The sequence below is a fragment of the Streptomyces sp. NPDC014676 genome (assembly GCF_043084105.1).
Lineage (GTDB): Bacteria > Actinomycetota > Actinomycetes > Streptomycetales > Streptomycetaceae > Streptomyces.
On the sequence record NZ_JBIBZI010000017.1, the window covers coordinates 18,056 to 30,281 of the forward strand.

The 12,226-nt window shown below is 72.2% G+C and carries 9 protein-coding genes; 1 reads left to right on the forward strand and 8 read right to left on the reverse strand.

Going from position 1 to position 12,226, the window contains the following annotated elements; all coding sequences use genetic code 11:
- Positions 1 to 205: 205 nt before the first annotated feature.
- The 4 genes from ACF1DX_RS33310 to ACF1DX_RS33325 all read right to left on the reverse strand — a co-directional run bounded on the left by ACF1DX_RS33310 (position 206) and on the right by ACF1DX_RS33325 (position 6,096).
- Entirely contained in the window at positions 206 to 1,927 is a 1,722-nt protein-coding gene (locus ACF1DX_RS33310) for a BCCT family transporter (protein WP_391794893.1), read from the reverse strand.
- Positions 1,928 to 2,011: 84 nt separating this feature from the next.
- On the reverse strand, positions 2,012 to 3,979 hold the full coding sequence (locus tag ACF1DX_RS33315; RefSeq protein ID WP_391794894.1) for a Xaa-Pro dipeptidyl-peptidase: 1,968 nt from the start codon (positions 3,977 to 3,979) through the stop codon (positions 2,012 to 2,014).
- Positions 3,980 to 4,107: 128 nt separating this feature from the next.
- A complete protein-coding gene (locus ACF1DX_RS33320) occupies positions 4,108 to 4,587 on the reverse strand; it encodes a macro domain-containing protein (protein WP_391794895.1) in 480 nt (159 codons plus the stop codon).
- A gap of 42 nt (positions 4,588 to 4,629) precedes the next feature.
- Positions 4,630 to 6,096: an amino acid permease gene (locus ACF1DX_RS33325; protein WP_391794896.1), complete on the reverse strand. Its 1,467-nt coding sequence runs from the start codon at positions 6,094 to 6,096 to the stop codon at positions 4,630 to 4,632.
- Between the two features lie 220 nt (positions 6,097 to 6,316).
- On the opposite strand from ACF1DX_RS33325, the gene ACF1DX_RS33330 reads away from it, so the two are divergent.
- A complete protein-coding gene (locus ACF1DX_RS33330; protein ID WP_391794897.1) occupies positions 6,317 to 7,012 on the forward strand; it encodes a MerR family transcriptional regulator in 696 nt (231 codons plus the stop codon).
- 30 nt (positions 7,013 to 7,042) lie between these two features.
- On the opposite strand, the gene ACF1DX_RS33335 is transcribed toward ACF1DX_RS33330, so the two are convergent.
- The 4 genes from ACF1DX_RS33335 to ACF1DX_RS33350 all read right to left on the reverse strand — a co-directional run bounded on the left by ACF1DX_RS33335 (position 7,043) and on the right by ACF1DX_RS33350 (position 12,173).
- Positions 7,043 to 9,220, reverse strand: coding sequence for a 3-hydroxyacyl-CoA dehydrogenase NAD-binding domain-containing protein (locus ACF1DX_RS33335; protein WP_391794898.1), 2,178 nt, complete (start codon positions 9,218 to 9,220; stop codon positions 7,043 to 7,045).
- A 40-nt stretch (positions 9,221 to 9,260) separates the two neighbouring features.
- Positions 9,261 to 10,475, reverse strand: coding sequence for an acetyl-CoA C-acetyltransferase (locus ACF1DX_RS33340; protein WP_391794899.1), 1,215 nt, complete (start codon positions 10,473 to 10,475; stop codon positions 9,261 to 9,263).
- 11 nt (positions 10,476 to 10,486) lie between these two features.
- The gene (locus ACF1DX_RS33345; RefSeq protein WP_391794900.1) at positions 10,487 to 11,653 is read right to left on the reverse strand and encodes a CaiB/BaiF CoA transferase family protein; all 1,167 of its coding nucleotides are present in this window, start codon (positions 11,651 to 11,653) and stop codon (positions 10,487 to 10,489) included.
- 352 nt (positions 11,654 to 12,005) lie between these two features.
- Positions 12,006 to 12,173, reverse strand: coding sequence for a hypothetical protein (locus ACF1DX_RS33350; RefSeq protein ID WP_391794901.1), 168 nt, complete (start codon positions 12,171 to 12,173; stop codon positions 12,006 to 12,008).
- Positions 12,174 to 12,226: the final 53 nt, after the last annotated feature.

Sequence of the window (12,226 nt, forward strand, 5' to 3'; positions counted from 1 at the left end):
TCGTGCCGCCCGTTCGACCGGGGCGGAGAGGGCGAGGGGCCCATTGGCGCCCGCCCGTGCCGCCCCCTGGACCCGGCCGGGCGGTGACCGGCCCACTGGCGTTCGCAGGGTGCCGCCCGTGCCGCCCGTGCCGCCCCGGTCGAGCGGGCGGCACGGGCGGGCGCGGATCGGCGTGGGGCCGGTCGCGCGGGGCCGGAGGGCCGGGTCAGTGCTTGCCGATGGGGTCGCCCTCCACGTCCGGGCCGCGGCCCGGGCCCACGCGGAGCTCGAATTCGCCGTCGTATTTCCTGTGGCCCTCGATGACCGCGAGTTCCACCGCCTCGGAGCCCATCTCGCCCCGCACGATGAGCGGGTCGCGGCGCAGGTCGCGCATGAGTGCCACGCACATGAGGAGCATCACGACGACGAACGGGGCCGCCGCGAGGATCGTGAGGTTCTGCAGGCCGGTCAGCGCGTCGCCCTGGCCGCTGCCGACCAGCAGCATGATCGCCGCCACCGCGCCGGTGACCACGCCCCAGAAGACCACCGCCCAGCGGCTGGGTTCGAGCGCGCCCCTCTGCGAGAGGGTGCCCATCACGATGGAGGCCGCGTCGGCCCCCGAGACGAAGAAGATGCCGACGAGGATCATCACCAGCAGGCTGGTGACGGTGGCGACGGGGTACTCCTGGAGCACGGCGAAGAGCCGGCCCTCGGGGGTCGTCTCGTCGCCGAGCCGGTTCTGCTCCTGGAGCCTCATCGCCGAGCCGCCGAAGACCGCGAACCAGACCAGGCTGACCGTGCTGGGGACCAGGATGACTCCGCCGATGAACTGGCGGATGGTCCGGCCCCGGCTGATGCGGGCGATGAACATGCCGACGAAGGGCGTCCAGGAGATCCACCAGGCCCAGTAGAAGACGGTCCAGCTGCCCAGCCAGTCGGCGACGCCCTCGCCCCCGCTGATCTCGGTGCGGCCGGCCAGCTCGGGCAGGTCGCCGAGGTAGGCGAAGACCGAGGTCGGCAGCAGGTCCAGGACGAGGATGGTCGGGCCCGCGGCGAACACGAACACGGCGAGGATCAGCGCCAGCACCATGTTGGTGTTGGACAGCCACTGGATGCCCTTCTCCACACCGGAGACCGCGGAGGCCACGAACGCCACGGTCAGCACCGCGATGATGCCGACCAGCAGTCCGGTGCTGACCTTGTCCATCCAGTCGAGCTGCTCCACCCCGGAGCCGATCTGCAGCGCGCCGAGGCCGAGCGAGGCCGCGGAGCCGAAGACCGTCGCGATGATGGCGAGCACGTCGATGACCCGGCCGCCGACGCCGTCCGCGTGCCTCTCCCCGATGAGCGGGGTGAACACGGCGCTGATGGTCTGACGGCGGCGCCTGCGGAAGGTGCTGTAGGCGATGGCGAGGCCGACGACCGCGTAGATCGCCCACGGGTGGAGCGTCCAGTGGAAGAGGGTGGTCGCCATGGCGATCTCCATGCGATCGCCCGAGTCGGCCGGGCTGGTGCCCGGCGGGGGCGTCGTGTAGTGCGCCAGCGGTTCGCTCACGCCCCAGAACATCAGGCCGATGCCCATGCCGGCGCTGAACATCATGGCGACCCACGACACCGTGCGGAACTCCGGTTCCTCGCCCTCGGCACCGAGGTGGATCCGGCCGTAGCGGCCGGCCGCCAGCCAGAGGGCGAAGACGACGAAGCCGGAGGCGGCCAGCATGAACGCCCAGCCGCCGTTGTGCATCAGCCCGCCGAGCAGGGTGGTGGAGGCGTCCTCGAGCGAGTCCGTCCCGATGGCGCCCCACAGCACGAACGCGAGGGTGAGTACGGCCGTGACGCCGAACACCACCCGGTCGGTCCGCGGGCGCCCCCGGCCCGGCAGGCCCGCTTCCGAACCCGGCAGCGGGCCCGCCGTGTCGTCCTTGTCGCTGTGCTGGTTCTGCGTCACAGGCGGCACCTTTCCTCAGAGCCGTGGGGCGGAGAACGCTCCTCCCGCTACGCCCCTACCACCTTTGGCGCAAAACTCACCTACTCAGCGCGATGTGCCGGCCTCCCCGGGGACGCGGTGGGCGGTGACGTCCGGTCGGTCCACGCCGTCCAGGACGGTGTCCGGGGCCGTGGTGTGCGAGCCCGCCGTGGCGCGGGCGAAGGCGGCCGTTCCGCCGACGAACGGCACCCGTGCGGAGGTACGGGCCAGGTCGAGGGTGAGCGTCGGGGTGTCGGCCGGGGGGTCGATCAGGCCCCGGTCGGTGCCGGCGACGATCAGTGCCAGGCGGTGGCCCTCGGGGACGACGTGGTCGGTGGCCGCGAGGTCGAGGGTGATGGTGTACCGCTTGCCGGGGGTGAGCGGCTCGCCCTCGCCGTCGTCGGCGTGGTGGCCGAGGTCGGCCCAGCCACGGCTGACGATCGTGTGCTCGACGTCGGTGGTCGTGGCGCGGGTCTCCTGGAAGCAGGAGCTGTCGCCCGCGGTGCTCGCGCCCCAGCAGGTGCGCTCGGGGAGGGTGGTGACGCCTTCCCCGTCGGCGGCGTAGTCACGGATGGTGTCGGGGCCGAGGTCCACGAGTACGGCGGAGAGGTGGGCCGTGGGTGTGCTGGGGGTGGCGGTGACGGTGACCCGGGAGGCGCCGGACAGGCGCAGGTCGCGGGTGAGCGGGCCGGTGACGAAGCCGGCCTTGTCCGGGGTCGGGGTGTCGACGCGGGCGGCCCAGTCGGTCTCGCTCAGCCGCGGGTCGTCGGTGAAGGCCTCGGTCCCCCTGCCCTTGCTCAGGCCGAGGGTGCCGACGCCGGCCTCGGTGCCCCGTGCGGGGCGCAGGGTCGTGGTGTGCGTGCCGCGCGGCGGCCAGCTCTTCGAGGTCACCCACTGGTCGGGGCTGCGTTCGATGTCGGCCACGGGCTCGCGGTCGATGCCGTTGTCGTAGCCGAGGAGTTCGTGGTCGAACCAGCGGTGCAGGGTGTCGACCCACTCGGCGCGGCGGAAGTCGAAGGGGTCGACGTGGCCGGTCCGGGAGAGCCAGATCTTGCGTTCGACGCCGTTCTTCGCGAGGGCGTCCCACCAGGGGCCGACGTGCTGCATCCGTACGTTGAGGTCCTGCATGCCGTGCACCAGGAAGACGCTGGCCTTCACCTTCTTCGCGGCGCGCGTGTAGTCGCGTTCGGTCCACAGGGGTGTCAGGTCGCCGGTGCGCGGGGCGCCCTCGACGAGTTCGCGCTGGACCTCGTCGCACCGGTCGCGGGCCTCGGGTGTCTCGACGTACTGGGACAGCCAGTCGGGGCCGGAGCCGTAGAGCGGGGCGCCCTGGGTGAAGTAGTAGTCGTACCAGGAGGAGATCGCGGCGATCGGGACGATGGTCTCCAGGCCCTCGACGCCGGTGGCGGCGACGCCGTTGGCGATGGTGCCGTCCCAGCTCTTGCCGATCATGCCGGTGCGGCCGTCGGTCCAGTCGACCCGGGCCCGTTCGGTGCCGGTGCGGGTGGTGTACGCCCTGCCGCGGCCGTTGAGCCAGTCGACGACCGCCTTCGCGGACTGGATGTCGGAGCGGCCCCCGACGTCCACACAGCCGTCGGACCGGTTGGTTCCGGCCAGGTCGACGCCGACGACGGCGTAGCCGCGCGGCACGAAGTAGTTGTCGTAGAACAGCGGCATCCGGACGACGTCGCCGTTCGCGTCGTAGGTCTTCTTCTGGCTCTCGTTGCCGCGCCCGCAGCAGGAGTAGTACGGGCTGGCGTCCATGATGACGGGGACCTTCCGGCCCCGCTGCGCGGGTTCGCGGGGCCGGACGATGTCGACGGCGACCCGGTCGGTGCGTCCGTCCCGGTCCTCGTCGAGTCCGGTGTCCACCCAGACGGCCTCGCGGACGGCGTCGTCGTAGGAGTGGACGGGCAGGCTCTCGCGCGGTGGCGCGGCGTGTGCGGCCGTGGGGGTGAGCAGTGCGGCCGTCAGGGCGGCGGTGGCCGCCGTCGCGAGCGGTCTCCAGGTCGTGAAGCGCGTGCGTTTCGGCATGCGCGGGACGGTACAGGGGTGAACTCGGGTGCAGAAGAGGGCGGTTGGCGCCTCATGACGTCACCGGTGGCCGAAATCACGCCTGGTGGGACGCGCCGGTTCACGCGCGGGAGCGGTGACGGGTCCGCTCAGTCGCCGTGGTCGTACACCGTCACCGGTATCCCTCGTCGTACCAGCCGCTCGGTGATCAGCGGCTCGACGCGGGACCACGTGCCGCCGGCCAGGCCGCAGCCGATGCGGGGCATGTGCACGGAGGCGTTCAGCTCCGTCGCCCTGTCGGCGAGGCGGCCGAGGGCGGTGTCGATCGCCTCGTAGCGGACGGGGACGCCCTTGCTGCCCGTCCGTGTGCCCCGCTGGCCGATCATGTTGGCCACCCAGACGTACCGCTCGACCTGGACCAGCCGGACCGCGCCCAGACCGAAGTCGTTCGCGGCGCGGTCGCGGTGCCAGGCGCGGTAGGCGGCCTCCGGTTCGGGCCAGCGGCGCGACACGGCCAGGACGAAGCCCTTCCCCCACCCGCCGATGTCGTTGCAGACGTGGGCGATGACCTTGACGCCCTTCACCGACGGAACGGTGGCGTCACCCCGGACGTACGTGATCTCCGACATGACGCCACCGTAGGCGTTGCCACTGACAGTGGCTCCGACGTGCTACTTCACCGGCCGCGAGAGCTCCTGGCCGGTGTTCCGCGCCACCCGGCGGCGGACGCCGTACCAGCCGCCGACCAGCATCGCGGCGATCACGGGTACGAGCAGCAGGGTCTTGCGGCCGACCTCCGGGTCGTTCCACATCAGGCCGAGGACGGAGACCAGGAAGGCGATGGTCGCGATCTCGGTGACCGGGCTGCCGGGGAGCCGGAAGGACGGGCGGGCGAGAAGCCCGGCGCGGGCGCGGCGGACGAAGACCAGGTGGCAGATCATGATGATCACCCAGGTGCTGATGATGCCGAGGGAGGCGACGTTCAGCACGATCTCGAAGGCCTGGGCCGGCATGAGGAAGTTCAGGCCGACGCCGAGGACGCACACGCCGCAGGTCAGCAGGATGCCGCCGTAGGGCACCTGGCTGCGGTTCATGCGGGCGGTGAACTTCGGGGCGGAGCCCGCCATGGCCATGGAGCGCAGGATGCGGCCGGTGGAGTACAGGCCGGAGTTCAGGGACGACATCGCGGCCGTGAGGACGACGAGGTTCATCACGTCGCCGGCGGCCGGGACGCCGATCTTCGACAGGACCGTGACGAAGGGGCTCTCGCCGGCCGAGTACATCGAGCCGGGGAGCAGGAGGGCGAGCAGGACGACGGAGCCGACGTAGAAGAGGCCGACGCGCCACATGATGGAGTTCACCGCGCGGGGGACGACCTTCTCCGGTTCGGCGGTCTCGCCCGCGGCGACGCCGACCAGTTCCAGCGCCGCGTACGCGAAGATCACGCCCTGCATGACGAGGACGACGGGCAGCACGCCGTGCGGAAGGATGCCGCCGTTGTCGGTGATCATGCTCAGTCCGGGGGTGCCGCCGCCCACCTCGTGTTGGGTGGCGAGCAGGAAGACGCCGACGAACATGAAGGCGACGAGGGTGGCGACCTTGACGATCGCGAACCAGAACTCCATCTCGCCGAAGATCTTCACCGAGATCAGGTTCACCGCGAGGACCACGGCGAGGGCGATCAGCGCGAGCACCCACTGCGGGATGTCGGTGAACGCGCTCCAGTAGTGCGTGTAGAGGGCGATCGCGGTGATGTCGGCGATGCCGGTGGTCGACCAGTTCAGGAAGTACATCCAGCCGGCGACGTACGCGCCCTTCTCGCCGAGGAACTCGCGCGCGTACGACACGAAGGATCCGGACGACGGCCGGTACAGGACCAGCTCGCCCAGGGCGCGGACGACGAAGAAGGCGAAGACGCCGCAGACCAGGTAGGCGATCGCGAGCGCCGGGCCCGCGTCGTGCAGGCGTCCTCCGGCGCCCAGGAAGAGCCCGGTGCCGATCGCGCCGCCGATGGCGATCATGTTGACGTGGCGGGCCTTGAGGTCCTTGCTGTAACCGGCGTCGCCCGCGTCCGCGGGCGTCGGGGCCGCGGCGGTGCGCTCTGCGGCCGTTGCCGTGGTGACGGCGTCCTTGCTCACGAAGTGGTTCCACTCTCTGGTGCGCTCGGGCGGGTCGCGCCCGGGTGTCCGGATTGCCTCGGCCGGCGCGCTCGGATCAAGGCACAGACCGAGGGGGCACCTTTCCCGAAGTGCGGTGCCTCATGCGATGGCGCACGTCACACCGCGGAACATCTCACACGCCCGCACGGGGTGACGGCCGAGGTGTCACAGCGGTGGTGGGACAGCGATACTGCTGCGCATGACGACCGAGACCGAGCAGCCGCTCACGATCGACGAACTGGCGGCGCGGGCCGGTGTCACCGTGCGCACGGTCCGCTTCTACGGCACCAAGGGGCTGCTGCCGCCGCCGGTGATCGGTCCCCGGCGGGTCGGTCACTACGGGCGGGAGCACCTGGCCCGGCTGGAGCTCATCGAGGAGTTGCAGCACCTGGGCATGACGCTGGCGGCGATCGAGCGGTACCTGGGGCAGTTGCCGCCGGATCTGAGCGCCCGGGACCTGGCGGTCCAGCGGGCGGTGGTGGCCTCCTGGGCGCCCGAGGCGGTGGAGACGGTGCCGCGCGGGGAGCTGGAGCGCCGGGCGGGGCGGGCGCTGGACGAGGAGGAGCTCGGTCGGCTGGCGGCGATGGGCGTCGTCGAGCGGGACGGCGAGGTGCTGCGGGTCGACCCCGGGCTGCTGCGGCTCGGGGTGGAGCTGCTGGACGTACCGCTGTCCCACGAGACGGTCCTCGCCGCGCGCACCGCGCTCACCGAGCACTCCCGCGCGGCCGCCCGCGAGCTGTCGCGGCTGCTGCGCGACGCGGTCGCGGAGCGGGACGCGCGGGACGTGCGGTCCCTGTCCGCCCGGATGCGTCCGCTGGTGGTGCAGGCGCTGCTGACCACGTTCCAGCGGTCGCTGCGGGAGGAGCTGCGGGAGTGGCTCGACGAAGAGGGGTGACGGGACGGGCCCGTCACCCCTTGCGGCGGGTCAGCGGGCGTCCGTGAAGACCTCCCCCCGCTCCGCCTTCGCCACCAGCAGCGCCGGCGGGGTGAAGCGCTCGCCGTAGCGCTCGGCGAGCTCACGCGCGCGGGCCGTGAATCCGGGCAGGCCGCCCTCGTAGCCGTTGATGTACTGGAGGACGCCGCCGGTCCAGCCGGGGAAGCCGATGCCGAGGACGGAGCCGATGTTGGCGTCCGCGACGGAGGTGAGCACGCCCTCCTCGAGGAGCCGGACGGTGTCCAGCGCCTCGGCGAACAGCATGCGCTCCTGCATGTCCCGGAAGGGGATCCGGTGGCCCGGCACGGTGAAGTGCTCGCGCAGTCCGGGCCACAGGCTGCCGCGCTTGCCGTCCTCGCCGTACTCGTAGAAGCCGGCGCCGCCGCTGCGGCCGGGGCGCTCGAACTCGTCGACCATGCGGTCGATGACGGCCTCGGCGGGGTGCGCGGTCCAGGTGCCGCCGGCCTCCTCGACGGCCCGCTTCGTCTCTTTCCGGATCTTGCGCGGGAGGGTGAGGGTCAGCTCGTCCACCAGGGAGAGCACCTTGGCCGGGTAGCCCGCCTGGGCGGCGGCCTGTTCGACCGACGCGGGCTCGATGCCCTCGCCGACCATGGCGACGCCCTCGTTGATGAAGTGCCCGATGACGCGCGAGGTGAAGAAGCCGCGCGAGTCGTTGACGACGATCGGGGTCTTGTTGATCTGGCGGACCAGGTCGAAGGCGCGGGCCAGCGCCTCGTCGCCGGTGCGCTCGCCCTTGATGATCTCGACCAGCGGCATCTTGTCGACGGGTGAGAAGAAGTGCAGCCCGATGAAGTCGGCCTGGCGCTCGACGCCCTCGGCGAGGGCGGTGATGGGCAGGGTGGAGGTGTTGGAGCACAGCAGCGCGTCGGGGGCGACGACGTCCTGGATCTCCTGGAACACCTTGTGCTTGAGGGCGGTGTCCTCGAAGACGGCCTCGATGACCGCGTCGCAGCCGGCGAGGTCGGCGGCCTCGGCGGTGGGCGTGATCCGCGCGAGCAGCGCGTCGGCCTTCTCCTGGCTGGTACGGCCCTTGGCGACGGCCTTGGCGCACAGCTTCCCGGAGTGGCCCTTGCCCTTGACGGCGGCCTCCAGGGAGACATCCTTCAGGACGACCTCGATGCCCGCGCGGGCGCACGAGTAGGCGATGCCCGCGCCCATCATCCCGGCGCCGAGGACGGCCACCTTGGTCACCTTGCGCGGTTCGACGCCCTTCGGCCGGTTGGCGCCGGAGTTGACGGCCTGGAGGTCGAAGAAGAACGCCTGGATCATGTTCTTCGAGGTCTGTCCGGCGGCCAGCTCGACGAAGTAGCGGGCCTCGATGACCTGGGCGGTCTCGAAGTCGACCTGGGAGCCCTCGACGGCGGCGGCCATGATGGCGCGCGGGGCCGGGTAGGGGGCGCCGCCCGTCTGCTTGCGCAGGTTGGCCGGGAAGGCGGGCAGGTTGGCGGCGAACTTCGGGTGGGCGGGAGTGCCGCCGGGGATGCGGTAGCCGGGCTTGTCCCAGGGCTGGGCGGACTCGGGGTGGGCGTCGATGTAGGCGCGGGCCCGGGCGAGCATGTCCTCGCGCGTGTCGGCGATCTCGTCGACCAGGCCGTTCTCCAGGGCGCGGCGCGGGCTGTACTGGGTGCCCTGGAGGAGCACCTTCAGCAGCGCGTCGGTGATGCCGAGCATGCGCACGGTGCGGACGACGCCGCCGCCCCCGGGGAGCAGGCCGAGGGTGACCTCGGGGCAGCCGATCTTGGAGCCGGGGGCGTCGAGGGCGATCCGGTGGTGGCAGGCGAGGGCGAGTTCGTAGCCGCCGCCGAGGGCGGCGCCGTTGACCGCCGCGACGACGGGCTTGCCGAGGGTCTCGATGCGGCGCAGGTGCCGCTTGATGGCCATGCCGCCGTCGAAGAGGTCCTGCGCCGTCTCGGGGGTGACCCGGATGAGGTCGCGCAGGTCGCCGCCGGCGAAGAAGGTCTTCTTGGCAGAGGTGATGATGACGCCGCGGAGGGAGTCCTTCTCGGCCTCCAGGCGGTCGGTGATCACGGCGAGGGAGTCGCGGAACGCCTGGTTCATGGTGTTCGCGGACTGGTTCGGGTCGTCGATGACGAGGGTGACGACGCCGGTGCGGTCCTGTTCCCAGCGGATGGTGGTGCTCTCGGTCATGAGGAGGTCTCCGTGAGTGAGGTGGCGGGCCGCTGGGGTGTCAGAGGCGTTCGACGACGGTGGCGATGCCCATGCCGCCGCCCACGCACAGGGTGGCGAGGCCGTAGCGCTTGTCCTGGCGCTCGAGCTCGTCGACGAGGGTGCCGAGGATCATCGCGCCGGTGGCGCCGAGGGGGTGGCCCAGGGCGATGGCGCCGCCGTTGACGTTGACCTTGTCCAGCGACAGGCCCATGTCCCGCGCGAAGCGCAGGACGACCGCCGCGAACGCCTCGTTGATCTCGACCAGGTCGATGTCGTCGATGGTCAGGCCGGCCTTGGCGAGGGCCTTGCGGGTGGCGGGGGCGGGGCCGGTGAGCATGATGGTGGGCTCGGAGCCGGAGACGGCGGCGGAGACGATCCGGGCGCGCGGGGTGAGTCCGTAGCGGTCGCCGACCGCCTTGGAGCCGATGGCGACGAGGGCGGCGCCGTCCACGATGCCGGAGGAGTTGCCCGCGTGGTGGACGTGGTCGATCTTCTCCACCCAGTGGTACTTCTGCAGCGCCACGGCGTCGAAACCTCCCAGCTCGCCGATGTCCGCGAAGGACGGCTTCAGCTTGGCCAGCGAGTCGGCGGTGGTGCCGGGGCGCAGGTGCTCGTCGTGGTCGAGGACGGTGAGGCCGCTGCGGTCCTTCACCGGGACGACGGACCGCTCGAAGCGGTTCTCCTTCCAGGCGGTGGCCGCGCGTTCCTGCGAGAGGGCGGCGTACTCGTCGACGTCGCGCCGGGAGAAGCCCTCGACGGTGGCGATCAGGTCGGCGCCGATGCCCTGCGGGACGAAGTCGACGGCGAAGTTGGTCATCGGGTCGTTGAACCAGGCGCCGCCGTCGGAGGCCATGGGGACGCGGGACATGGACTCGACGCCGCCCGCGAGGACGAGGTCCTCCCAGCCGGAGCGCACCTTGGCGGCGGCCAGGTTGACCGCTTCCAGACCCGAGGCACAGAAGCGGTTCTCCTGGACGCCCGCGACCGTGTCCGGCAGTCCGGCCGCGATCGCGGCGATGCGGGCGATGTCGGAACCCTGGTCGCCGACCGGGCCGACCACGCCGAGCACGATGTCGTCCACGGCGGCCGGGTCCAGGTCCGGGAAGCGGTCCCGGATCTCGTGGATGAGGCCCACGACCAGGTCGATGGGCTTGGTCCCGTGCAGGGCGCCGTTCGCCTTGCCGCGCCCGCGCGGGGTGCGGATCGCGTCGTACACGTACGCTTCGGTGCTCACGAGGAGGCCTTTCACTGAGGGTGGGAGGGCTTGGACGTGGGTGCGGGAGCCGTTGCCGCCGGCCCGGGCAGGTCCCAGTCGCGGGCCACGTCGTCGGTGCCGGCGCCCGGCAGGGCGGGTCCGGTGCGGATGCCGGCGGGGGTCGCGGAGAAGCGCGGGGCGGGTGCGGGCTGGGTGATGCCGCCGTGGTCGGTGAAGGTGCCGCGGGCGGCGAGATGCGGGTGGTGCGGGGCCTCGCGGAGGGAGAGCACGGGCGCCACGCACGCGTCGGTGCCCTCGAAGACGGCCGTCCACGCGTCGCGGGTGCGTTCCTTGAAGCGGGCGGCGACCCGTTCGCGCAGCGCGGGCCGGCGGGAGACGTCCGTGTGGGCCGCGTCCTGGTCCTCGACGCCGAGCAGGCGCAGGAACTCGGTGCGGAACCGCGGTTCCAGCGCACCGACCGCCATGTGCCCGCCGTCGGCGGTCTCGTAGGTGCCGTAGTAGGGGCATCCCCCGTCGAGGAGGTTGGTGCCGCGCCGGTCCTGCCAGACCCCCGCGGCGAGCATGCCGTGGATCATCGTGGAGAGGTGCGCGGTCCCGTCCACGATCGCGGCGTCGACGACCTGCCCGGTGCCGGTCGCCCGCGCGTGGTGCAGGGCGGCGAGGACGCCGACGACGAGGTAGAGGGAGCCGCCCGCGTAGTCGCCGAGCAGGTTGGCGGGGACGGCCGGGGGCCTGTCCGGGTCGCCGATCATGCCGAGGGTGCCGGTGAGGGCGATGTATGCGATGTCGTGTCCCGCGCGGTCGGCGAGCGGGCCCTGCTGGCCCCAGCCGGTCATCCGGCCGTAGACCAGGCGCGGGTTGCGGGCGTGGCAGTCCCCGGGGCCGACGCCGAGGCGTTCGGCCACGCCGGGGCGGTAGCCCTCGATGAGGACGTCGGCGCGTTCGGCGAGGTCCAGGACGCGGGCGGGGCCGTCGGGGTCCTTCAGGTCGACGATCACGGAACGCTTGTTGCGGTTGGTGACGTCCCGGGCCGGGTCGATCCCCAGCCCGGGGCCGCCCGGGCGGTCCACGCGCACGACATCGGCGCCCAGGTCGGCCAGGAGCATGGCGGCGAACGGGCCCGGCCCGATGCCGGCCAGTTCGACCACGCGCACGCCGGTGAGCGGACCCTGTCCCGGCGTCTTCGCCTCCGTCATCGAGCCCCCAACGGCTGTGACACACATGATGTAACACCAGCGATGTTAAGAACACGTTCCACTCGGCACAAGACCGGGCGAGCAAGCGCTTAGCCACTTTACGGGGCGGTGTCCGGTCGCGCCCGGTCACGCACCGCTTCGACGTGCGTCGGGCTCCGCCGCCGGCCGCTCAGGGGCGGTGGTGCGGCAGCTCTCCTCTCCACCCGGTCGCACAGCAGCCGGCCGCCGGCGCGCCCTCGGGCTCCAGGAGGACGCCCACCCAGCCGGGTCCTCCCCGGTCCGTACCCGGCGGGCTCGGCGCCGGGGCAGGCGGGCGCGTGGGCGTGCGCCGTCCCGCCCTTGAGCCTCACCGTCACCCCCAGGGGTGGCCGCCGTCGCCGGCACCGAGGAAGACGGACACCTTCCTGCCGGCCTGGGCGACGATCCCGCCCCAGGGGTGTTCCTCGGCGGCCCCCGGCAGCCCCAGGGCGCGGTCGCGCGCTTTTTCCCACTTCTTCAGGACGTTCGGGGGCACGGCCATCGCTTTCCTCCGGGCTCGTCGTCACAGCTCCGCACCCCTCACGCTAGCCTCGG